The sequence below is a fragment of the Acinetobacter legionensis genome (assembly GCF_048552295.1).
GTDB lineage: Bacteria > Pseudomonadota > Gammaproteobacteria > Pseudomonadales > Moraxellaceae > Acinetobacter.
Genome location: NZ_JBIMCW010000016.1, coordinates 73,918 through 98,279, shown reverse-complemented (window position 1 = coordinate 98,279; position 24,362 = coordinate 73,918). Strand labels below are relative to the sequence as shown.

Annotated in this window: 21 protein-coding genes and 5 pseudogenes; 22 read left to right on the top strand and 4 right to left on the bottom strand. The window is 34.5% G+C overall.

The genetic code is table 11. From position 1 onward, the window contains the following. The first annotated feature begins 251 nt into the window (after positions 1-251). From ACG916_RS13805 to ACG916_RS13790, 4 genes are all read left to right on the top strand, one after another. Positions 252-728, top strand: coding sequence for a hypothetical protein (locus ACG916_RS13805; protein ID WP_419330481.1), 477 nt, complete (start codon positions 252-254; stop codon positions 726-728). Between the two features lie 238 nt (positions 729-966). Continuing rightward, positions 967-1,446, top strand: coding sequence for an ecotin family protein (locus ACG916_RS13800; RefSeq protein WP_419329157.1), 480 nt, complete (start codon positions 967-969; stop codon positions 1,444-1,446). Between the two features lie 763 nt (positions 1,447-2,209). Then, positions 2,210-2,671 carry a GNAT family N-acetyltransferase gene (locus ACG916_RS13795; protein ID WP_419329155.1) on the top strand — a complete coding sequence of 154 codons (462 nt, stop codon included), beginning with the start codon at positions 2,210-2,212 and terminating at the stop codon, positions 2,669-2,671. A gap of 560 nt (positions 2,672-3,231) precedes the next feature. Next, positions 3,232-3,798 carry a hypothetical protein gene (locus ACG916_RS13790; protein WP_419329154.1) on the top strand — a complete coding sequence of 189 codons (567 nt, stop codon included), beginning with the start codon at positions 3,232-3,234 and terminating at the stop codon, positions 3,796-3,798. Positions 3,799-4,083: 285 nt separating this feature from the next. On the opposite strand, the gene ACG916_RS13785 is transcribed toward ACG916_RS13790, so the two are convergent. After that, entirely contained in the window at positions 4,084-4,515 is a 432-nt protein-coding gene (locus tag ACG916_RS13785) for a DUF4189 domain-containing protein (RefSeq protein ID WP_419329153.1), read from the bottom strand. A gap of 520 nt (positions 4,516-5,035) precedes the next feature. Between ACG916_RS13785 and ACG916_RS13780 the strand changes: the two genes are divergently transcribed. The 5 genes and pseudogenes from ACG916_RS13780 (at position 5,036) to ACG916_RS13760 (ending at position 9,527) form a co-directional block, all read left to right on the top strand. Then, positions 5,036-5,383, top strand: coding sequence for an EF-hand domain-containing protein (locus tag ACG916_RS13780; RefSeq protein WP_419329152.1), 348 nt, complete (start codon positions 5,036-5,038; stop codon positions 5,381-5,383). A gap of 1,382 nt (positions 5,384-6,765) precedes the next feature. Then, positions 6,766-7,698, top strand: a pseudogene (locus ACG916_RS13775) (IS5 family transposase). Positions 7,699-7,925: 227 nt separating this feature from the next. Continuing rightward, positions 7,926-8,504, top strand: coding sequence for a DUF4189 domain-containing protein (locus ACG916_RS13770; RefSeq protein WP_336952009.1), 579 nt, complete (start codon positions 7,926-7,928; stop codon positions 8,502-8,504). A gap of 244 nt (positions 8,505-8,748) precedes the next feature. Next, entirely contained in the window at positions 8,749-9,072 is a 324-nt protein-coding gene (locus tag ACG916_RS13765; protein WP_419330480.1) for a hypothetical protein, read from the top strand. Between the two features lie 11 nt (positions 9,073-9,083). Continuing rightward, complete coding sequence (locus tag ACG916_RS13760; protein ID WP_419329148.1) at positions 9,084-9,527, top strand: hypothetical protein; 444 nt, start codon at positions 9,084-9,086, stop codon at positions 9,525-9,527. A 127-nt stretch (positions 9,528-9,654) separates the two neighbouring features. Here ACG916_RS13760 and ACG916_RS13755 read toward each other — a convergent pair whose 3' ends face one another. Beyond that, entirely contained in the window at positions 9,655-9,993 is a 339-nt protein-coding gene (locus ACG916_RS13755; RefSeq protein ID WP_336952006.1) for a hypothetical protein, read from the bottom strand. Positions 9,994-10,623: 630 nt separating this feature from the next. Between ACG916_RS13755 and ACG916_RS13750 the strand changes: the two are divergent. The 10 genes and pseudogenes from ACG916_RS13750 to ACG916_RS13705 all read left to right on the top strand — a co-directional run. Continuing rightward, positions 10,624-10,939, top strand: a pseudogene (locus ACG916_RS13750) (BCCT family transporter); the annotation flags it as partial. Positions 10,940-11,117: 178 nt separating this feature from the next. Next, positions 11,118-11,300 (top strand): annotated as a pseudogene (locus ACG916_RS13745) (transposase); the annotation flags it as partial. Positions 11,301-11,622: 322 nt separating this feature from the next. Continuing rightward, positions 11,623-12,063 carry a hypothetical protein gene (locus ACG916_RS13740; RefSeq protein ID WP_419329018.1) on the top strand — a complete coding sequence of 147 codons (441 nt, stop codon included), beginning with the start codon at positions 11,623-11,625 and terminating at the stop codon, positions 12,061-12,063. Positions 12,064-12,513: 450 nt separating this feature from the next. Then, the gene (locus ACG916_RS13735; protein WP_419329017.1) at positions 12,514-12,885 is read left to right on the top strand and encodes a UCP019853 family protein; all 372 of its coding nucleotides are present in this window, start codon (positions 12,514-12,516) and stop codon (positions 12,883-12,885) included. Between the two features lie 231 nt (positions 12,886-13,116). Further along, positions 13,117-13,530, top strand: a pseudogene (locus tag ACG916_RS13730) (hypothetical protein); the annotation flags it as partial. Positions 13,531-13,671: 141 nt separating this feature from the next. Continuing rightward, entirely contained in the window at positions 13,672-15,873 is a 2,202-nt protein-coding gene (locus ACG916_RS13725; RefSeq protein ID WP_419329023.1) for a DNA/RNA non-specific endonuclease, read from the top strand. 3 nt (positions 15,874-15,876) lie between these two features. Continuing rightward, complete coding sequence (locus ACG916_RS13720; protein WP_419329016.1) at positions 15,877-16,314, top strand: hypothetical protein; 438 nt, start codon at positions 15,877-15,879, stop codon at positions 16,312-16,314. A gap of 72 nt (positions 16,315-16,386) precedes the next feature. Then, positions 16,387-18,453: a polymorphic toxin-type HINT domain-containing protein gene (locus tag ACG916_RS13715; protein ID WP_419329015.1), complete on the top strand. Its 2,067-nt coding sequence runs from the start codon at positions 16,387-16,389 to the stop codon at positions 18,451-18,453. A 3-nt stretch (positions 18,454-18,456) separates the two neighbouring features. Continuing rightward, positions 18,457-18,786: a hypothetical protein gene (locus tag ACG916_RS13710; protein WP_419329014.1), complete on the top strand. Its 330-nt coding sequence runs from the start codon at positions 18,457-18,459 to the stop codon at positions 18,784-18,786. A 56-nt stretch (positions 18,787-18,842) separates the two neighbouring features. Beyond that, positions 18,843-19,775 (top strand): annotated as a pseudogene (locus ACG916_RS13705) (IS5 family transposase). Between the two features lie 158 nt (positions 19,776-19,933). On the opposite strand, the gene ACG916_RS13700 reads toward ACG916_RS13705, so the two are convergent. Next, on the bottom strand, positions 19,934-20,341 hold the full coding sequence (locus ACG916_RS13700) for a hypothetical protein (protein WP_419329013.1): 408 nt from the start codon (positions 20,339-20,341) through the stop codon (positions 19,934-19,936). After that, positions 20,334-21,674, bottom strand: a complete 1,341-nt coding sequence (locus ACG916_RS13695) for an MFS transporter (protein WP_419329012.1) — start codon at positions 21,672-21,674, stop codon at positions 20,334-20,336. The genes ACG916_RS13700 and ACG916_RS13695 overlap by 8 nt, the downstream gene beginning before the upstream one ends. A 100-nt stretch (positions 21,675-21,774) precedes the next feature. Here ACG916_RS13695 and ACG916_RS13690 point away from each other — a divergent pair, with 100 nt between their 5' ends. From ACG916_RS13690 to ACG916_RS13680, 3 genes are all read left to right on the top strand, one after another. After that, positions 21,775-22,668: a LysR family transcriptional regulator gene (locus ACG916_RS13690; protein ID WP_419329011.1), complete on the top strand. Its 894-nt coding sequence runs from the start codon at positions 21,775-21,777 to the stop codon at positions 22,666-22,668. A gap of 240 nt (positions 22,669-22,908) precedes the next feature. Then, positions 22,909-23,550: a paraquat-inducible protein A gene (locus ACG916_RS13685; RefSeq protein WP_419329022.1), complete on the top strand. Its 642-nt coding sequence runs from the start codon at positions 22,909-22,911 to the stop codon at positions 23,548-23,550. Further along, positions 23,547-24,353 (top strand): paraquat-inducible protein A, encoded by an 807-nt coding sequence (locus ACG916_RS13680; protein WP_336951995.1) that lies wholly within the window; start codon positions 23,547-23,549, stop codon positions 24,351-24,353. The genes ACG916_RS13685 and ACG916_RS13680 overlap by 4 nt, the downstream gene beginning before the upstream one ends. Positions 24,354-24,362 lie beyond the last annotated feature (9 nt).

Genomic DNA, 24,362 nt, shown 5'->3' with positions numbered 1-24,362 from the left:
TGCCATAAAATACTCCATATATTGATGTTTATAACATCATTTGGGGAGCAAAATATCACTTATAAGTGTTGTTCAAATTTCCTGATCCACCTCTGAATAAAGAGGCTCACTACAAATAGTGACAGTATACGTGTTGCATCAAAAAGATATTTTTAGAGTTTTTTCATTTAATTCAACTTTAAAAAACCTCATAAGCGGGTTTTTTAATTAATTTATTGATACTTTTAACACACCTAAAGGAATGTATCAGAATGAATAAATTACTATTAATTGGTACTTTGGGGTTATTGCCAGCATTAGGTAATGCAGAGTTGGCCACAAACTCTAAAGGTGAAAAAGTAGAACAAAAGGACAATCAAACTTCGGCTATAGTAAGGCTCACAGATGATGATTATGTTTTAGATGGAAAATATTATGATGTAACACTTAAAGATGGTATTAAAAAAGACGTTATAGTGAATGTATCAACATTTGTAGACCAAAAAGATGGGAAAAAATTAACTAGAGATCAAGCTTTGTTTGGGATCAAAATGACAGAGATTCCAATTCTAGATGGTCTTAAAAATCGACACTCTTATGTTCCAATAAATGTTTATATTTATCAGGTTGGTAATTCAGTAAACATTACTATCGAGTATTTTGCAAAAATTTATGGTGCAAAAAAAATAGGAGCAAATTCTAAAGAATTTACTATAGATCAAAATGGTGAAATTCATATTGTGCAGTAAAGAAATTAAATATCTGGATCAGTTGTTAAAACCTCCCTCGGGAGGTTTTTTTAATGATTTACCTCTATTATATTTGATAATGATTATAATTTTCAGGTAAGAATCATTATTATATACTCGTGTTGATAATGTGCAAGATTCAAGTAATGAATTGGTGTATTTTTTTATCAATTGTTTGAAAACTCAGTAGAATGACTTTGATAAGCACATTGAATAATTAACATAAGAGGGTCGGATTTTGAAAAAAAATATATTTTTAGTCTTAGGTGTTCTTGCTCTGTCAATTAGTGCCCATGCCAATAAAGGTGTAAATGATCTTAACGTATATCCTCCTGTTAAAAAGGATCAAAATAGGAATGTGATTGTCTTAGAGCCAAAAGAAAATGAAGATGATTATAGAGTTTTGATTACAGCTTCTATAGAGGGAATGCAAGATTGCAACACTAAAAGCCGATCAGCTAAGTATACGGAAAAAGTAGTTGAAGGAATGCAATATCCATATTATGAAGTTGGTAAAATTGGTGATGTTGTAACAACTCTGATGGGCTGTTCTGAAATGCCCCAAATGGGTGAAATTCCAATTAATCTGAGCGGTAACACAATTTTACGTTACAACAGTAAACTTCCAATTGTTGTGTATGCTTCGAATGGGATTAAAATAAACTCCAAGATTTTTAAACTCGAAGAGATCAAGAAATCCAAAGTATTAAATGATTAGATATTGAATTTATCATAACCTCCCATCGGAAGGTTTTTTTAATTTAATTCAACCAGTTCGAAAGTACATAGCTCACAATTTCGATTAAAACTAGGCCTATAAAGATCGAAACATATATAGGCATTATGAGATTTTCTGTAGCTTTCTCTGACCTTTCTTGAGTGTGCTCTTCGCTTTTATTAATTAGCATATAAACCTCTAAAAATTTATGAAGTTAGTACTTATATCATGTGCTTATATTTGCGCTACATTGTGAATATATGTAGTGCAATGGTTGTAGGATGAAAGTGTAGAGCGCTCAAATATGCCAGTTGCATTGAGAAGAATTAGGTAAATATTTTAGAGAGTTAATCATTTAATAAACAAAACCTCCCTTGGGATGTTTTTTAATTTAATTCATCCAGCTTGAAAGCATGTAAATCACGATTGCGAGTAAGAATAATCCTATTAAGATCAAAATATATATAGGTATTCTGCGATTTTCTGTAGCTTTCTCTGACCTTTCTTGAGCGCGCTCTTTGCTTTTATTAATTAGCATATTAACCTCTAAAAATTTATGAAGTTGCTACTTATATCGTGTGCTTATATTTGCGCTACATTGTGAATATATGTAGTGCAATGGTTAGTGGATGAAAGATTAGATGGCTCAAATATTGCTTCAATCCAGTCAAGGTTTGAGAGGTTAAGAAGAGTAATAATTTGCGCACTTAGAATATTTCTTTTAAAGTGCTTGTCCAATAGTTTTATGGTTAATTGAATATTTATGAAAATATTAAAAATTTCTGATTTTCCGGACTATTTAGAAATAGCTGCTATTTGGTTTTCACATAAGTGGGATATCCCAGTAGAGATTTATAAAGAAAGCATACAAATATCTATTGATAATAAAGAAACTATTCCTCAATGGTATATAACTTTAGATGACAATCAGAACATTATTGGTGGGTTCGGAGTCATTGATAACGATTTCCATGATAGAAAAGATTTGACGCCAAATTTATGTGCTTTATATGTTGAAGAAGAATATAGAAATCTTAATGTTGCAAGAAAACTATTAGATTTCGCTAAAAGAGATATAGGAGCAATGCATTTTAAGAAGTTATATCTTATTACAGATCATATGACGTTTTATGAAAAATGCGGGTGGGAATTTCTAACTATGGTTAAAGATGAAGACGGTGAATTAGTAAGAATGTATGTTACTGATCTTTTTAGTATGAATTAAAAATTAATATGATAATTTTTTTTCAACGCCAATATCCTAGTCAAAGCTATTTCAGAGTTCAGCGTACCTGAGTGGCTTTGCTGCATTTCATAGACAGTTATAATAAATTTCTTCGAAAGAAATTCAAAAATTACAATTCTGTAATCTTCATCCAAGATAAAGTAATAATTATGTGCTAAAAGTAAGATATTTTTAAAATTTGAGCTTGGACATGGAGCGAAATATTTGTAATTCAACAGCGCACTATGAATCGGATAGCGAAAAAAGCAAAAGCAACTTATTTCCAATATCTGTATTTATACTAGCAATGATTATGTATGCATTCATAGCAACAAAATTCTTGATTGTCGAAACTCCGCATGCTGATAAAGAGCCGACAGTATCTGGTAATACCATGAGTGTTACGTCAAAAAGATATTTCTAAATCCTTCTCATGTACTTCAACTTAAAACCCACTCACCTGAGTGGGTTTGAACATTCCAGATCATCAATAATTTCTAACCTTTAGATAGTTTTTCAACAATAAGTCAAATAAACTATATGAAAATAAGGGGAAATAAATGAAAAAATTATTATTGGGATTGGCAATTGGGTTGCTATCTTTTAGTTCATATTCCAGTGAGCTAAAGTGTTCAGAATCTTACGATATATTTCAGGGAATTATTAGGGGGGCTGTAGAGGTTAGAAGAAGTGGTGATTTAAAACAAATCAAAGCACATAATGAACGCTATGATTACCCAGCTTTATTTAATAAGAATCACCCAGGGCAATTTTATTTGTTTGGCTGGATGGATGAGAGTGAATACGATGAAACACTTAATTCTATCTCTTTTAAGATTAAGAGCGGTAAATCTAAAGGTCATAAAGCAAAACTTCTCAAGCCTAAGGCAGATTTCATTTCTAGTGTTGGTGAGGTATGTATCATTCCCATGTACTACTTCGTAAATATTGATGGGAAACAAGGTATAAGCCTAACTGATGTTTTTTTTGTAAGAGATATTCATAGTAATGAATGGAGGGCGCTAATCTACACTGGAGATGAGCCTGAAGAAGATATTAATGAATTTTTTCCTGATCTCCCTAAGAAAATAAAGGTAAAACTTTCAAAAGCGAAATTATATGATTAAATTTTGATTAGCTCACTTCGGTAGGTTTTTATTGAACCCAGTTTATGAGCAATAAAAAATTTACTTTCCAATGGGATCTATAGAAGGAAACTCAACGCTGACAGCATGTCAATGCCGCTCAAAGCAGCAAGCAGTCGCATGTCCAGTGCTTCCAAAGAAACCATATGATGGACACGCAGCTGATGCAGAAAGATTGATGGAGGGAGTGGCCCTATGAGTGAGGGCTCATTTACTTAATGACCATTATGTTAAATAGTCTTTAATTTAAGCGCGCCACCTCCATCCTCAGGGGACAGCACACCCTTCAAAAACGATCTTGCAGTCGTGACCACAGTCCTCAAGTGCCTGCTGCCGAGCGACCCGCTGGCTCTTCGTAGAAATATAATACCTGCGATTGTTTGGGCCGGCTGCAACTGCAGCGCAGGCATTGACGAACGTCTTCACCATTTGGCAATTTTGCGAACCGCGTGCGGTGCAGTCGGTCACCGCGAGTTGACCCGCTTCCTCTTCTGTTCTGCCTGAGAAAGTCCAGCCCAGTTTCCTATCATCTCCTCTCGCCCAAGCCCCCCACCGGTTGACTGAAGTTCGTGCTGTATCACCCACTCCATGCGCCGGCAGATAAACGCTGTTGTACTGTGGCGTGCCGGGCTGTTGCGCCAATGCAGGCACTGGTAACAACAGGGTAATGACGACCAAGGTTCGATATAGCGCAATCATGTATTACCTCCGTGATTATTGCTCTGTAACTACGGCTTATCCGAAGTTAGTGTTTATATCAATAAATCTTTAGAAGCCATTTCTTAATTTTTCTAAAATAACATAATACAGCTTATGTAAAAACTTAGATAAGTTCTCATATCAAAATGCTATCTTGCCCTAAACTCTTAAAACTTGAGTCAGGGCAGGGCAAAGAAATCACACTTTGGATCATTGATATTGTCACTAAATACAACGAGTGCATTGCTTTGAATGATGAAAAGAATAAGGCCCTTAAATAGGGATTTATCTTTAGGAATAAATTTGGAGTAAAAACCACCAACAAAAATAGACAGTATTAGTCAATACTTTAATGTAATAAAAAATAGTAGTTCACCACTACTTTTGTTTTAAAATAAAGTCGCTATTGATGTTTTGCTATCTATTACATTGAATAACGCTAAATAGCTTTCTTTAAATGATTTTTTCTAAATCAATTTATCTATATAATCAAAGCTGATTAAAGATGGGATAAAAACAAATGAAAAAAATAATCTGTATTCTGGTTCTCAGTTGTAGCGTACTTTCAAGTTTCAGCCATGCCTGTGAATCGACTTCATTAGACTGGGAGAAATTTTATAAAATCTATGATTCAAATAAAAATGGTACTTTTGAACTTAATGAATTTTTAAAGGTTAAAGATTTTGAACCATATTCATGGCCAGATGATAGACGGTTTCAAGGCAAAGATAAAAACATTAAATTATTTAAATATCTAGATGAAAATCAAGATGGAAAACTTGTAGAAGATGAATTTGTCAAAATTTACGGTTTATTCCCTGACCCTTGTGCTAATTGGCCTCATAAAGCTTGGTGGAAATTTTGGTAAGTGATTCAAAATATATATCTTAAGGTGAGTCAGAGTACGACGTTTTGTTTTTATAATGTTTTGCTTTAATAGTGAGGAAATGATGGTAAAATTAAGAAAGAGGATTGAGTTCAATTCGGAAATCGGAAACCTAACTCAGAATAAGTTTTAAACTGTCACAAAAAATCATTAACTATCAAAGTAGTGTGTTACACATAAGTTACACAATACATATCCTAGACAATAAATATTTAATATATATAATGAGTTAAGGCTTTAATTAAACTCCCGCCATCTCCACCAAATTCTTGTTATAAAAAAGCCACTTATATTAAGTGGATTTTTTATTTTCACATTTTTGCTATACATACCATTTTTTGCACCACATTTTTATAAATATGAAAAGGCACTTATTAAGTGAGTGTATTTAGTTTTGCCATCTCTTTCCTGTTTTTTTATCACCATGAATCCATTTTGCATATCGTTTGATTCGCATTTGTAAGCTGCTGTGCAAGGTATTGCAAATGGTTTGCAGTCAGTAGCAGAGTTTGTTATTTTTAATTTTATGCATGTCATTTTAACAGGAAAAGTTGGTCAAAATAGTTTTGTTAGTAGCTTGAGATAAAGCGTTGGTACTACCTTAAGTTATTATTTTGTCACTAATTGAACTAATATTTTATTGAATAATAAGCAATCAAAAATCTGCGTAAATACTGCAAAACTCAATTGGAAATCAGCTTTAGTAATTACTTTGCCTGGTATCTAAATTGCTATATTAATTTTATTTTCAATTGATTAGACTTAAGTAATCCTTAATTTAATATCAAGGTTTACTTTATAAATAGATATGAATATTTTGAATTAGGGAGGCTATTGGTTGTATGAAATATTTATTTTTCTTAGCAATAATAGCATCACTACTCATAATTCTATATAAACCTAGTATTCCTTCAGAAAATAAAAAGAGTAAAGAATTTCCTAGACTAGGGACAGTACTAACGGAATGTCAGGGCATAGACCCACCCAAAGAGCTGGATAAGAAAAAGTATTACGATTACTGTAGTTGCGTTAAGAACTCGGTTGATACACGAAATAAGGAAGAAAAAGAGAAAAGTTGTATTGAAGATTTAAGAAGCGCGAATTAATTGGGCTTATTTAATTGTTCAGCGTAAAGTTTGACAGCTTCAGTGATAATTTTTGCTTGAGACTCTCCAGTAGATCATGAAAGTACTTTGATTTGCTCAACCGTACTTTCATGAAGCTTATAACTTTTGCTCAGAATACCGCGACGCTCATTACTTCTTTGATTAATTTCTGATCTTGATTTGGTCATAAGTATGTCCTAATACGGCTTTGTTGCACAAAGGTGTTGGTAAGGTCTGATTCAGTAATATAATTTCCGAATGAATAAGTCTGCACCTAAAACCTATCGTACAACGAATTGGTCTTCTTACAACCAAGCTTTGGTGAATCGAGGGAATCTCTCGATCTGGTTTGATCCTACTACCCAATGGTATACGCCATTAAAAGGCACACAAGGACGAAATCAAACCTACTCCGATACAGCAATTCAATGCTGTTTGATGATCAAATCTCTATTTCGTTTAACTTTACGAATGACCTCGGGATTTATTTAAAGCCTCATTCAAATTTGTGGTTTAGATTGGGCAGCACCAGATTACTCAACTCTTTGCAGAAGACAAAAGCATATTGATATTGCGATTTGCTATCAAAAAAGCAGTAATGGATTACATCTACTTGTGGATTCTGCTGGTTTAAAGTTTTTAGATGAAGGTTGATGGAAAAGAAAGAAACACCAACCCGAGTATCGTCGCCAATGGCGTCAATTACACATAGAGATAGATGCCAAAACCCTGCAAATACATGCAGTTCAGCTCACAACAAACAATCTCAATGATTCACAGGTACTTGGTGATTTACTTCATCAAATTCCACAAGAAGAACAAATAGACTCAATCTATGCCGATGGTGCTTATGACACTGAGATTTGCTGTCAATTGATTGCATCTAGAAAAGCTCATGTCGTTATTCCACCAAGAAAGAATGCGAAGCTGTGGAAAGATATAAAAACTCATTCACTAGAAAGAAATGAACGATTAAGAACGATTAAGCATTTGGGCAGGACGATATGGAAAAATTGGATAGGCTATCATCGAAGAAGTTTAGTGGAAACTAAGATGCACTGTATCAAACTATTAGGAGATAAACTGACTGCTGGGAACTTCCAAAGCCAAGTGAATGAGATTCACGCACGCGTAGCAGTGCTCAATAAATTTACTAAATTAGGTCGTCCATATACTAGAGTTGTGACTTAAATTTATGTCACTTAGGAAAACTCTAACTTTCAAGACTTTGTGCAACAAGCCGATTAAAACTCAAAAACCCACTCACCCGAGTGGGTTTTCATTGCGACACACATTTAATTCAATAAAAGACATGATAAACCAAACCATCCTAAGGTGGTTTTTAGCTAAGAATTATTTTAAGATTTAGATCAAATAAATATTTCACCTATTAAATTACAAACACGGATGAAACAATTATGACTAAATACAATAGACCGCAGAGCATTCAATATTTTATATCATTAATTTGTGTGGCTCTATTTTCAATTATTATTTCTGGTGCTGCACATGCTGAGGGGAATTGTCCTCCGGGGTATTATCCTGTCGGTGGTCAAGGTGTACAAGGCTGTGCGCCTATTCCCGGTGGTGGTAATGGGGGGTATTCAGGTTCAAGCTCACGTACACCAAGTACAGAAGGCTACGTAGCTTCGAGTACAAATGGCGTTATTGGTTTTGCTACTGCGAAGATTTTCCGTGGAAAGTTGGAAGAAAAAGCATTGCAAGATTGTGAAAAAAAAGGTGGGACTGATTGTAGAATTTGGTTCACTTATGATGACAATCATTGTGCGACTGTAGGGCAAGCGGTTGGGACAAATAAATTATATAAAGCTAGAACAACAGCAGGAGAAGTAAGTGATGTTGTTCCTATGTTGGTTCCTGGTAGTAGAAAAGCTTTGGGGCGGAAAAAAGTTTTAGAGGCATGTAGTTATGATGGCTTTCCTGAGAGTCAATGCAAAATTATTTATGAAGATTGCCGTAGACTCAATCTTCCATAAGATTTTTTTTTGTGATTAAAATATGAAATGCAAAGCTTGGGAATAAGGATTCGGAATCGAGCTAATATGATTTTTTAGGATAACAAAAACTACTTTCGGGTAGTTTTTGTTTAATGGATGATTCTAGCTTGGTACTGAAAATACCTGCTATTTCGTATAGGAATCATTTTGTTAATGGAGGAAGTTTCGAGCTAGGGTGATCAAATTTTGTATTGTTTCTTTCTTATGCTTTAATATCAACGTAATGGGCAGAGGAGTAGTGCTACAAACATTAGAGCGGACTTTACCTGATTCTGTCTATGACCCATATAATTATGAATTAAGTAAAGATACAGATTTTAAAAAATTGAATCCTGAGCAACAGGCTAATATTGTAGCTGATTATTTTGGATTAATTGAAGGATATAATCAGATTAATTTCAGTTTAGCTTGGCGAAATCATAAAGCTGATAATTCACAATATATAAGACAGGTAATGCAACCGATTATAAGTAATCCTTCAGGATATACATTGGTTTCTAATTCTACTCCGACTCCACTAGTTCCTTTAATTTTTTTAATTTACTGAATTATCATCTCATGAAAAATATTAATATATTAAGTGTTTTTTTTATATCAATAATATTAATTGGTTGTAAAGAGAAACGTGTAGCTGATTTCCAATATGAAATATTAGAAGATAATAGCATTTGTTCATTAAAACCCCAAGAAGTTTATGATTCTAATGAATTTTCAATGTTTGACACATCATTTAAAAATGAAAGTGGAAGTTTCAATGATGAATTATCAAACAAAATATATGCACAAAGTTTAGAAAATTTATCTAATAAAGATAGTAAGTATATTTTTTGCTTTTCAAAAGATATGCTTATGTCAAATTATTTAGAGACTCAGATCCGTATTGAGTTAAAAAAAGGAAAATCCTTTAGACAATATGAATTTATAAATTACTTCTGTCTAAGTAAAAAAAATTCAATTATGAATTTCAATAGTCGGGATAAGAGTATACAAGAATGCCAATAATTCGGATTTCCGTAAAATTGCCATAATACAGGTGACTTGAAATCTTACTTTCAACATCTATATCTTAGCCAAAGCAGTTTTATAATTCACTATGCTGAAATAGTTTTACCGAATAAGTCGTAAGTTTTCAGAAATGGGCTTTGATTTGTTTATCTGCCGTTCTGCATCGTATTTTTTGCTGTTCTATAGGTAAACCAATGAGTTCATCATAAGCATTCATTACCTGTTCATCTGTAGGCTCAATCTGTTCACGGGAAACTTTACATTTCTTTTGATTTTTTAAAAACAAAGCACTTAAGCTTTTTCCGTAAGTTGAATTTTCATCTTTATCACAAAGACTACTAAGAGCAACTAAACGAGCAAATTTTAATTGTTGAGCTTGGATTTGACATAATGATTTGGATTTTGGCAACTCAGCCCAAGTTTCACCACTAATTAAGAGGAAGAGAAGTAGGAATTTTTTCATTTTTTGATCCTTTATTTTGTTTATTCAATGATAGATTTTTTATTGGAAAGAAAATTTCTAACTTTATCTTGTTTTTGAATTAACACATAAGGCGAGTTAATACCAAGATATAAAAGAGTCAAAATATAGTTTTAAAAAGTTTGAAGGCGAAAGTGGCTAAGGTTTAAGTGGATGTATTGCAATTGCTTTAAAAATAGCTGCCTTATTCAAATTGCATTATGCTGATGTCATCAACACATTTAATATCTTATGCCGATTTTTATAAGTTTTATCAACATATCTATATATACGTGTCGAATTTTTCATTAAATATCGACATGAGGCTTTACGGATTTTACCCTTTGACTTCGATATTGAAGTGGGATGTAAAAAGAGGGAAAGATTTATATGTATTAGCTCAAATTTGAGCTGGCAGTTCCCTTTTTAGGGAATATCTGTTTTATTTTGGGGGGAAGTATTCTGATCATAAGTGATGCTATGCTTGGTCTACGCTTTTTTCGCCCGAATTTTATCTGGTGATTGAATGCCGATTTTAGCAATATTGTGATTTATCTTAGAACAATAGCAAAAATCTCCGGTGACTCGGTCTCATTTTTCCTTTTAATCTTTCAATCCTTATGTAAATGGGGTGTTGTGATTTGTTTCGTATTATTTTTGAATTTGTAGGTTCTGTTATACTCAGCTCGCAAATCTTTCCTTAAAAGGGGAAGTAATGAAAGTGTATCACCAATTTGTTTACTAATTTTTTGGTCTGTGGCGATTAGCATAGTATGCATTTGACAGGTGTTGGTTGGAAGTTTCGACTCTAACGCGCTGTTCTGGTATATCGTTCTCTATCATTATTGTGCTGTATATGTTTGGCTCAGCCAATACACTTAAAGAGGACCAATTTAGTCCTATAGCAATGCAAGTGATAAAGACATTAACTCAGTCATCACATAACTGAAAAAATCTGAAACATTTTAATTGGGTAAATAACTTTTGTTTTTCATTTTCTATTCAAATATTTATTTTCATTGATTTAGCGATGGAAAGACGTAGATGAATAAGAGGTGGATCAGGAAATTTGAACAACACTTATAAGTGATATTTTGCTCCCCAAATGATGTTATAAACATCAATATATGGAGTATTTTATGGCACGTAGACCAAGAAGAAATCATTCAAATGATTTTAAAGCTAAGGTAGCACTTGCTGCGATTAAAGCAGAAAAAACACTTGCTGAATTGAGTGCTGAATTTGATGTTCATCAAAACCAAATTATCGACTGGAAAAATCAACTGATTTCAGCTTCCTCGCAAGCTTTCGATCAATCAAAAGCTCCAACAGAACCACCCTTAGTTGGTATTCATAAAATAAAAGAGCTGTTATTTATATAACAGCTTTTTTATTTAAATATTAAAAAATTAATAGAAGATAATTTATCAAATCCAGATATACATTATAGTGATTTGGGTAGTGCTGCTACAATTTATAAAAAAAGTATGATTTTTTAATAAGCACTAATATTAATGATTCAAAAATATCCCCAACTTCACAAAAGTCGAATACTAATGTAGTCATGATTAATCCTGATGCAGAAAAATCCACACAATTTCCTCTAGCCCCTAGATATGAGAGCAAGTAATTATGAATGATTTTAAATGTAAACTAGAGCAATATATTGATGATAATGTTTATCAAAGGAATGGTTTGTTTTTTTCAAATTCAGCAATAGTGAATATTGAGATTGATTATGAAAATATATTTAAGTATAAGGGGTTTGACGATGCATTAATTGTTTATAAAGAGTTATTTGAAAGTACAAAGAAAGATGGAAGATTTTTAATTTTTACTGCTTTAAATGGATATGCTGATGAAGGGTGCTGGGATGGTGTAGAAGTAAAACATCTAACGAATGATATTATCTGGGATTTAGAGATTGGAAGTATTAATTATAGATTTATTTTTAATAAGGAAAAATATTTTAATGGAATAAATGAAATTAGAAATGAGATTATGAATTTGGATTCTTCGATAGTTTTAGAGCCTAAAAATGTTATATATCCATTGGATTGGTCTGAAAGTTAATATTTTACTATATTAGAACTGTACTCAGATTATTCAAGAGCAGAAGGATTTACCGCAGAATGCTGAAATTATCGGAAAAATGACAGCCGCAGGTGTAACAAGCTTAGGTGTTGCGACGGCTTCTTTAGCAAGTGGGGATCAAAATATAGGGTAGGCATTTCAAACATTATGGAGGAGAGTTCAAAAAGCTAGGAGTTACGAATGAACAAAAGTATTTAAACTTAAGTAGAGAAATTATCAAAAGTGGTGAAAAAGTTGAGTACAATTATAATGGTCAAATTAGGACAGGATATGTAGCTTATATTGGTAATGATTCAAAAGGTAAAGCAAAATTTGCTTTGGTTGGTACAAATGCTCAAGGGCAGATAACAACTCTTCATACTCAAAGTGGTAAGGATTTTTGGAAAACAATTAATGGTAATGCTCAAGATAAAAGCATAAAGGTCGTAAATGAAATATCAGATAGAAATATTAAGTGTAGATGAATTTGTTGAAAATGTTTTGAAAATAAATTTGAGTGGAGTGGTACTCGAAGTATTAACACTGAATTTGCCATTTCCTTTAGATAAAACACATCATTATATGGTTGATTTAGAACCTAAAGTATTTGATGATTATCAAGTTATTGAAACCAATGAGGAAGTTGGATTTAAAAAAATTGGAAATACTTTAGGTTATAACATTGTAGGAGTATTAATTAATGGGGTTATACATGTTGATGATTTATTAATATTTGATGAAATTTTACTAAGTGATTATGGGTATTTAGAGAACAGAAAAGTGAAGTGGATGGTTGATAGAATAGATATTGATTTTGAATGAAATGAATTTTTATTCTCGAATTTTGGAAAAAAATATTATTGCTGAGATGGATTGTTTTTAATATATAAAAGCAAATGAGATTAGAGGATAAAACGGTGTTAAAGTAACTCTGAAAATTCTCATATATGAATTTTTGGAGTTGCTAATATTGATGTTGTGATTACCAATCAAAGTTACGTCGCAAAGCTCTATCTTACGAAGTGGCGGAGCAGTCTCCGCTCCGCTAAACACTTTTCTGATGGAACTTTAACAGATCATGGCAAACTGAATTATACAGGGACACTTGAGCTTAAAGATTTACAAGATCACAGTTCTGAAAGTAATCGAGGCTTCAATGTATCGACCAGTGTGGGTACATCGATCAAAGGAGAGAGTAAGGAGAGTTCTCTTCATCCAAGTGGTAGTACAACGGTTGGTTTACAAAGTACAGGGAATGAAAAAGAGCAGTTAACTAAAGCGACAATGGGTCAAGGCACAGTGAAAAATAGCACTGAGCTGACCAACCGTGATATTAACAATACTCAAGAAATCACCCGAGACCAAGTGACAGGTTTATTAAATGGTTCAGTGACTGTAGACAATCGTTTACTGACAGAGAATGGTCGTGCTCAGATTATTCAAGAGCAGAAGGATTTACCGCAGAACAGTAAAATTATTGCAGGTTCAACAGCGACAGGCGGGTTAATTTTAGGCTCTGGTATTGTTGGGTTGTTGGATGAAAAAGGTTCAGTACAAGATGCAACAACATTAACTAAAAATAATGCGAACGTAGCGTATGATGCTGAAATGGCTGCTAACTTACAGCTCATCCAAGATGGAAGATCCAATAATATTGTGGATAACCAAAAACTGATCAATGAATATAATGATCAGTTGACCAAAGGAACATCTATAAAAAATACAGATGTTAGTTTGGTCGAAAGTTTATTCAATGAAAATTATTTAAAAGCGGATGCAACGACCAATATCACCAATAAAACAGATATTTATCTTGATAAGGACGCTCAGAAAAATACTGTAAATCTGGTGACACATGAAGATGCGCATCAGGTTGGTTTTGGAGAGAAATCATCAGAAGCTTTAGGTTGGATGGGAGAAGCTGCATTTAATGTCAATAGTTGGGTAAATTCATCAAATATTGATACTGCTAAAACCCAAATTCAGAATATTCCAAAAGTTGAAGTTGCAGGTATTAATGATGCTCAAACACAACTGAATTTATTAAAAGCTAATACTGAAAAATACGAGTCGCAGATAGCAAATAATGATGAATTTGATGAGCATTTGACGAATAAAAGATTTGCAGATTTACAGAAGTATTTGGAAATTTGCAAATCATCGCCAAACGCAAATGGGTGTAGTCAAGCAGATAAAAATAAACTTGTTGCTAAGATAAAGCAAATACGTGCTGATAATTTATCAGTATATAAATCCTGCAAAGCATCTGGTCAATCTGCCTGTATGGAGAAAAATGTACAACAAATTTGGGCAGCTGAACAATTTGATGATAATAAGTTAAAACAATTATTAGGATCAACGAATGTTGGACTCGCCTCTAATTATGATGTTAAAGCAGCAGATCCTCAATTGTTTAAGCAATTAGAGTTTTTGCAGTATGCTCAAAAAAATTGCCAAGGTATGAGCTATGGTGACTGTGGTACAAAATATACAGTTAGTCATCGCAGTGCTGCGGAAAATATATTAATTCCTGCAAAATCTAAAGTATTGGATTATATCGTTGGAGAAAAACCAAGATCTGGAGCAAGTTACTATCTTGCAGGTATAGGCTATGTCGCTACAGAAATCCTATTTCCAGAAAGTGGGACAGATGTAGCACTAATGGCAATTGGAGGCGCTGCAGGTAAAGGTGGTAAATTAGCAGGTACTGAACTAAAGGCAGAAAGTGGTCTTGCAAATGCTGTAGAAGGTTCATATGTTAAATTAACAAATCAAGCACCTGAAGGCCTTGCAATTTGTTTAAATGGAGTTTGTTTCACAGCAGGAACATTGATTGAAACAGATCAAGGTTTTAAAGCAGTAGAAAACTTTGTTGGTGGTGAGCGAGTTTGGTCAAGAAATGATAGAACATTAGAGTATGGTTACCGTCCTGTTATTGCGACAAAAGAAACGACTGATCAAGTAATTTTCGAAGTTGTTATTCAGAATCAACAAGGTCAACAGGAAAAGCTTGAAACCACTGCTGAACATCCGTTTTGGATTAAGAACTATGGCTGGTTGAAAGCATCTTTGCTTCAGTCAGGTATGAAGTTGGTTGATCGCAATGATGAAGAGTTAACGATAGTTAGCCAAGTACTTGTTCCGAATAAGCTTGAAACTGTTTATAATATTGAAGTTGATGGATTCCATACATATCATGTAGGTGAACTAGGTACATGGGTTCATAATGCGAATTGTTGCGAAATCAAAGCACCTAATAGTCCAATTAAACCTCCTACACAAACACCATCTACGATTACAAAGATAGATGGCAAATATTTTGATTTGAAAGCTGGGCAAAAAGGTGCATGGAATAAACTTGCAAATAAACCTGAAGCGAATTCAATCTATAAGTTTGATAATGGTTATACTTATAAAACCGATGCAAATGGTCGTGTAAGTAATGTTGAAGCAAATTTGAAGTTAGAAACGAACGATCGAAATAAATATCAGCAGACAAATTCAGGTAAAAATAATGGGAGGCTTCCAGATGATCATGGTGGTCACTTAATTGCTTCTATGTTTAAAGGACCTGGTGAAGGAATAAATATCGTTCCGATGGACAAAAAGTTTAATGGTGGTGGTGGAGACTGGGGTAAGCTTGAAAAAACTTGGCAAGATGCATTAAAGGCCAATAAAGAGGTGAAAGTTTCGATTCAGCCAGTCTTCTCAGGAACTAGTAAACGACCCGATAGTTTCATTGTGATTCAAAAAATAGGTTCAGCTAAGGCTACTCAAGTAACATTAAAAAATACTGCTAGTGGAAAATAATTTATGAATGAGCAAGAAATACATCAAAAAATTGGTGAGCTTTTATGGTCAATAATGGCAAAAGAAGCAAAAACTATTTTTTGTGAAGGATATATTTATCCTGACACGAATTCATGTAGTTTTGAATGGTTAACTAAGAATGGTAAAAAAGATTCATTTAACTTTGATAAAGTTCCAGTTGAAATTGGTAATAAAATCATATTGTTAATGGAAGACCTAAGATCAATGGAAATGTTTACAGAAAAATGGACTCATTTTAAAATTTCTTTGACGGAAGAGGGAAAAATTGATTTTGCATTTGCATATATTCCAAAAGTTGACTATTGGCCTGGATTGTTTATGAAAGGCGTAAGTGAGTTAAACGAAGATGAGTTGGATACATATAACATTCCATTAGAAGACTGGGAAGAGTGTGTGAAGTTAAAAGAACAGAATAAGTAGGAAAATGTTTTTTATAAAAGCCTTGAGTTTTGTCTCAAGGCTTTTTTATTTACGCTGTCCCGTTCTGAAATTGTGGATAATCAAAAACTGATCAATGAATATAATGATCAGTTGACCAAAGGAACATCTATAAAAAATACAGATGTTAGTTTGGTAGAAGGTTTATTCAATGAAAATTATTTAAAAGCGGATGCAACGACCAATATCACCAATAAAACAGATATTTATCTTGATAAGGACGCTCAGAAAAATACTGTAAATCTGGTGACACATGAAGATGCGCATCAGGTTGGTTTTGGAGAGAAATCATCAGAAGCTTTAGGTTGGATGGGAGAAGCTGCATTTAATGTCAATAGTTGGGTAAACTCATCAAATATTGATACTGCTAAAACCCAGATTCAGAATATTCCAAAAGTTGAAGTTAAGGGTGTTAATGATGCTCAGGCACAACTGGATTTATTAAAAGCTAATACTGAAAAATACGAGTCACAGATAGCAAATAATGATGAATTTGATGAGCATTTGACGAATAAAAGATTTGCAGATTTGCAGAAGTATTTGGAATTTTGCAAATCATCGCCAAACGCAAATGGGTGTAGTCAAGTAGATAAAAATAAACTTGTTGCTAAGATAAAGCAAATAAGTGCTGATAATTTGTCAGTATATAAATCCTGCAAAGCATCTGGTGAATCTGCTTGTATGGAGAAAAATGTACAACAAATTTGGGCAGCTGAACAATTTGATGATAATAAGTTAAAACAATTATTAGGATCAACGAATGTTGGACTCGCCTCTAATTATGATGTTAAAGCAGCAGATCCTCAATTGTTTAAGCAATTAGAGTTTTTGCAGTATGCTCAAAAAAATTGCCAAGGTATGAGCTATGGTGACTGTGGTACAAAATATACAGTTAGTCATCGCAGTGCTGCGGAAAATATATTAATTCCTGCAAAATCTAAAGTATTGGATTATATCGTTGGAGAAAAACCAAAATCTGGAGCAAGTTACTATCTTGCAGGTATAGGCTATGTCGCTACAGAAATTCTATTTCCAGAAAGTGGGACAGATGTAGCACTAATGGCAATTGGAGGCGCTGCAGGTAAAGGTGGTAAATTAGCAGGTACTGAACTAAAGGCAGAAAGTGGTCTTGCAAATGCTGTAGAAGGTTCATATGTTAAATTAACAAATCAAGCACCTGAAGGCCTTGCAATTTGTTTAAATGGAGTTTGTTTCACAGCAGGAACATTGATTGAAACAGATCAAGGTTTTAAAGCAGTAGAAAACTTTGTTGGTGGTGAACGAGTTTGGTCAAGAAATGATAGAACATTAGAGTATGGTTACCGTCCTGTTATTGCGACAAAAGAAACGACTGATCAAGTAATTTTCGAAGTTGTTATTCAGAATCAACAAGGTCAACAGGAAAAGCTTGAAACCACTGCTGAACATCCGTTTTGGGTTAAGAATTTTGGTTGGTTAAAGTCTTCATTACTTCAATCGGGGATGACTTTACTAGATCGGAATAATGAAGAGTTAACAGTTGTTAACCAGGTACTGATCCCAAATAAAGTTGAAACTGTTTACAATATTGAAGTTGATGGATTCCATACCTATCATGTAGGTGAACTAGGTACATGGGTTCATAATGCGAATTGTTGTGATATTAAGTCAACTAATGCCTTTGTACCAGTAAAACCAAAGTTAAATTATGCTGTTGATATAGAAAATAAAGGTCATGGACTCCAAAACATTGATATTTCTACAAAACAACGTTTTGATGAAAAAGGTATTCCAGCAGATACCAGAACAACTAAGTCATTTTTGTATTCATCATTTGATTCAAAATCGGGGGAATTCTATATTCAAAAAATGGAAGCGTATCAGAAAGGTAATAATACTGGGAAGGAAATGCTTTCTCAAGCAATTGAAAAAATAGGATATTCTAAAATTAACTCTGCAAAAGCTGAATTAGCAGATACAAATAAATTAGCTTTTGAAAATGCTTATACGAAATCTGGAAATACAATTGAAGCAGTTAATAATACACCTCTAGGTAAAGCTATGAACGATCTTGGATTTAAAGTGGATTCAATTGATAGAAATTTAGGTGGTATGCCAAAAGTTAAATTTATTAGGAAATAATTTATGTTAAAAGAATTTGTAAATAAAATGATTGAATTAAAGCGATATGATGATCTTTTGGAACTAATGAGTGGAGATTCAAATTACTGCCTTGATAATCCAGTAAATCTACCCATTACAAAATCAGATATTGAGCTTCATTTGATGTCAATCCATCATGTTCGTTTTTTAAAAAAGTTTGGTCATACTGATCAAGTAGTATTTGATGAAGATGGGAAAGTATATCAATGGTATATCGATTATTTTGATAAATGGCTTGATAGTGGAGTTAAAGGACTTGAGGTAGTTGAAGTAGAAAATTATTTGAAAGACCATCCATTTCCGAGAGCTTGAAGGGCTTTGTTGCACAAACCTGTTCTTAAAGGCTTCTTTAGCAATATAATTTTCGAATGAAGAAGCCTATCCCGAAAATCTATCGTACTATCAATTGGTCCTCGTACAACCAAGCCATAATTAATCGTGGTGATCTCACCATTTGGTTTGATCCAAATACCCAGTGGTATGCTAAGGAAAATGGCAAACAAGGGCGTACTCCAACCTATTCAGATGCAGCGATACAATGTTGCTTAATGATTAAATCTCTGTTCAGACTCACGTTACGCATGGTCAAGGGTTTTATTTGAAGTTTAATTAAATTATCAGGATTAAACTGGACAGTGCCCGATTATTCTACGCTGTGCTGTCGCCAAAAACATGTTGATATCGCAATTCACTATCAGAAAAGTAATGATGGACTTCATCTATTAGTCGACTCCACTGGGCTAAAGTTTTTGGGTGAAGGTGAGTGGAAACGTAAGAAACATCAGCCTGGATATCATCGACAATGGCGTAAATTACATATTGGTATCGATGCTGAAACCCTGCAAATACGTGCAGTTCAGCTCACTACAAACAACGTCAGTGATTCTCAGGTACTCGGTGATTTACTTAATCAGATTCCACCAGATGAACCAATCGATTCCGTTTATACTGATGGAGCTTATGATACGAAACAATGTCGAGAAGTGATTTCCGATAGGCAAGCTCATGCAGTAATCCTACCCAGAAAAAATGCTAAACCTTGGAAAGATAAAAAAGTTCATTCGCAAGAGCGAAATGAATTACTTCAAACAGTTAAACTTTTAGGTAGGACACTATGGAAAAAATGGTCAGGCTATCATCAGCGGAGTTTGGTCGAAACCAAGATGCATTGCATCAAATGATTAGGCGATCGACTACATTCAAGAAACTTTCAAAGCCAAGTCAATGAGAATCATGCACGTGTGGCCGTACTTAATAGATTTACAGAGTTAGGTCGTCCTCATACCCGAGTTGTAACTTAAATTTGAGTGAGTTGGGGGATGCTTCAAATTATAAATCTTTGTGCAACAAAGCCAATCATAATTACAAAGATAAAGCTAATTTTGATTCTATTGCTATTAATTGCAAGAACAATGAATAGCAATTTAGACTGTTTACATCAATAAACTCTTCACACAATTTAACTCGATTTGCTCAAATTGACCAATGTTTCATGTAGATAAACCCAGTAACATTGACCTGATTCAACTTTGATACAAGCCGTCGATATGCGTAATGTATCAGGTTCATGGCTTTGTTGATGTTCTTGGTATTGAATCCAGCAGTGGTTGTCTGCTTCAAATAACGCGCGAGTATTTAAAATTTTAATTTTTAATGCAGGTTTATTCCCTATATTTTGACTAAACAAGGCATTTATTTCGGGTAAACCAATGACATTGCCTTGCGGCGTAATCATTTTAAAATTTGGGTCAAAACTGGCTAAGAGTTGATTTAGGCTTTCTTTTGCATTTTGACCTGTAAATACGTTTTCAATCAAAATATGTAAATCGATGACATGTTGTAATGCATTGTCCATAGGATTAGACATGGGTTTTCTCCTTAAAAATGGAAATTAATGATAAAAGGCACAGCACAGCTGCAATCAAAAAAGTATGCTGATAACGTATTAAGTCATTTGCAGCAGGCAACAGACTAAAGATTGAAATAAGGGCAACTGTACCTAAACTAAAAGCGACTTGTCGATTAATGTTCCACAGCACACTGCCTTGTAATAAGTCTTGGCCGTTAAAATCGATGAGGGCACTGATTTGGGCAGTATTGGCACTTAGACCACCACCCATTCCCATCAGTAGATAAGCAACAATTAAGGTACTTAAATCATTGGCATTTGAAACCCAGAACAGCAGTGAAATTCCTAAACTATGTAGTGTAATACCGATTATAAAAAGCTGCTTTTTACCGAGATGACGATAGAGAAGCCCACCACTGGTCATCGATACCAATGCACCCACTGCATAGAGCAGCATAAATAAGCCAGTCTGTTTTGCATTAAACTCAAGGTTACGTTGTAAATTAAAGATATTCAGTAAATTCACACCAGTAAAAATACCGGGTACTGCGTAATAAACGATAAATGCATTGCGTAAATTATAATTTTTTAACAATTGCAAATTAAGAATCGGATGAGCAGATCCTTTCGCGTATTTGAGATAAATCAGAAGCATTGTGACGGAAAGTAGAAAGCTACTGATCGCGAGTACAACACTATGGTAATCGTTAAATAATGAGAAAGAGAGTAACAAACACAACAGGCTGACATTGACCATAAATAGTCCTAAAAAGTCAGGTTTCCCAGACGTTTTAGCTTTATTTTCTTTGATCCATCGCCACGCTAAAAAAGCAGTGATCATGGTAAAGGGAATATTGGCAAAAAACACCCAACGCCAAGATAAAGCATCAATAATTATGCCGCCAATCGTTGGTGAAAAGGCTGGTGCAATTAATGCAATTGCCATGATCATTGTGGAGATACGTTGCCGTTCATGGTTTGGAAACAGTGCAAATACCAATGCTTGACCGACAGGGATTAATAATCCGCCAGCCACACCCTGAACAAATCTCCAAAAAATTAAACTATGGATTGATTCACTCATGCCAATCAACCAAACGCTGACGGAAAAGAGCAGCATTGAATAACACAGCAATTTCCGATCACCCAATACGCTTGCTAACCATAAGCTCATGGGCATGATTAAAACCAAACCTAAAATATAAGCATTGCTTACCCATGCAACCATCGATGGGCTGACTGAGAAAGCTGTTGCTATATCGGGTAAGGCAATTGCAGACATGAAAATATTGATGCAATCAATAAAGAACCCAAGTAAAAACACTGTTGCTATTTTATAGCGATATGACATAGCGACCTCCAAGATGCAGGAGGGTACGATTCAGTCCTTTTATTGTCGATGCATGCGAAGTAAAATCATTGTTTAATAATTTCAAACAATCAGTGTGATTATGCAAAAAAACCTAAAACAGATTATAAGTTTTCTGCAAGTGGTTGATTCAGGATCATTTACCAAGGCAGCAGAGATTTTGGGTTTAAGTCGATCGATGGTGAGTATTGATATCAAGCATTTAGAGCAGCATTTAAATGTGAGTTTGCTAATACGTAATACGCGTAATATCGCACTGACTGAAATAGGCAAAAGCTTTTATGAGGATTTCAAACACATTCAATTGCAAATCGAAGAAGCTTTTGAGCGCAGTCAAAACTTAGCCACAAGTATCACAGGGATATTACGTTTTTCATCGACCAATGAATTTGGGCGGAAATTCATCTTGCCTTTGCTGGGGGAGTTTTGCCACCAATATCCTCAATTACAACTACAATATTCTTTTAATTCCTCTTTAGATGATTTGGTCACTGAAAAATTAGATTTGGTCATTCGGTTAGGAAACTTAAAAGACTCATCCATGCGGACACGAAAAATTGCTGAATATCCGATTTATTTAGTTGCCAGCCCTGAATTTTTAAAACGTTATCCGATCAATAGTATTGCTAATTTAGCACATGTTCCTTGGATTGGTCATCGTTTATTGAATTGGCAGGATGCGCAATATGTTTTACAAAATGATCAAGGTGAAAAACATACATTGCCTTTTGTTAGAAGTCAGTATGAATCTAATTCGGCAGAAGCGATACATCAGATGACACTTGCTTCATTGGGTGTTGCGATATCTCCAGCTTGGTTGGTCGATGAAGATATTCAGCAAAATCGTTTAACTCGGGTGTTAGCTGATTTTGATTTACCTGTACAAAACGTCCAATTGTTTTATCCGAATACGGGAACCTTGCCTGCAAAAACCCGTGTCTTTATCGATTTTTTGGTGCAACGACTGTGTATTTAATCATGTCAAAATATATGTTGATATTGAGAATAGATAAAATGCATGGTCAATTGTTAGACTAGATTTCGCCAGATCAATTGTTTATATAAAACCAACAGGATATCATCAAAAAATATCACAACTCATCTGTATACATCTCAGTAAAATATAGCAAGATGAGCTTCGGTCTAAAAAGAATCTATAAAATGGTGTTGATGTTCTATGCGTGAGCCGTCCTCCTATCCGCCAGTTTCTGTGCCCATGAATCAGCAAGCATTGATTCAAAAAGGTGATATTGCACCGCAAACGCTGGTTGCCTGTGAGGAATGTGACACGCTCTATCATCGAATTCAGCTGACCCAAGGTGAACGTGCTTATTGTCTCTGTTGTGGTGCTGAGCTTTATCGGCAAAGCAAGCCATTTAGTGTTTTATTGGCAATGGTCACAACAGCGCTGATCGTATTTGTGATTGCCAATAGTTTTCCGATTGTTAAGGTGGAATTGCAGGGTAATGATTCCCAGACAACCCTACTGGGTGCTGCATGGGCGATGTTTCATGCTGGGCAAGGGCCGGTAGGTGTGCTGATTCTTATCACGACTTTCGTGGTGCCTCTATTGGATTTGTTACTGCTGTTCTATGTCCTTTCATCAGTTCATTTCTGTAAAGTTCGGCCTCGTTATTTAGTTGCAGCATTTCGTACCTTGTTTTTATTTAGAACATGGGGAATGGTTGAGGTATTTTTGATTGGGGTATTGGTTACCTTGGTTAAACTGGTCGGAATGGTTGTGGTGATTCCAGGCGTTGCATTATGGGGATTCTCCATACTGAGTGTATTACTGGTTTATATTGCCTCAGTAAAAGTCAAAGATCTTTGGGATGAGATCGACAGGAGACTTACATGAAAACTGAACCGTCTCAGGCTAATTTTTCAAAATACTCAGCGAATATAGACAGTAACAATTCGCTGCAATATCCAAGAGCCAAAGATTTGTCTTTAGTGCTTTGTCATTGCTGTGGAACGCTCAATAAAGAGGTTCCAGAGGCTGAAGCAAAACACGCTTCACATTGCTTGAAATGTCATAGTGTGCTGCATCAACGTAAACCAAAGAGCTTAGACAGAACCCTTGCTTTGGTGATTGCTGCGAGTATTTTGTATATTCCAGCCAATGTACTTCCGATGACCGTCACAGATTCTTTGTTAGGTAGTCAGCAAGATACGATCATGAGTGGTGTGATCTATTTTTGGCAGAATGGGGATTATTTGGTTTCTGCTGTTATTTTTATGGCCAGTATCTTTATTCCCATGTTAAAACTTTTGATTCTGTGTTTTCTGTTGATTGCAGTAAAAATGCAGTCTTCTAAACGTTTGCATTTTTCACCTGAGCATTGCTCAATGCTTTATCGGATCGTTGAGTTTATCGGTCGATGGTCGATGATTGATGTTTTTGTGGTGGCTTTATTGACCGCCCTGATTCAGATTCAATCACTGGCAACTATTCTTGCTGGACCAGGCGCGGTTGCTTTTGGTGCAGTCGTGGTTTTAACCATGTTTGCTTCACTGAGTTTTGACCCGCGTATTATTTGGGATAATTATTCTGCTGCCCAGAATACGCGTAACAAGAACGGGCTTTCCCTGCAAGGCTCAGATGTGATTCACGTGGATCATCCTCCCTTGAATCATGATTTATCTAATTCCAGTCAATAAAACAATGAT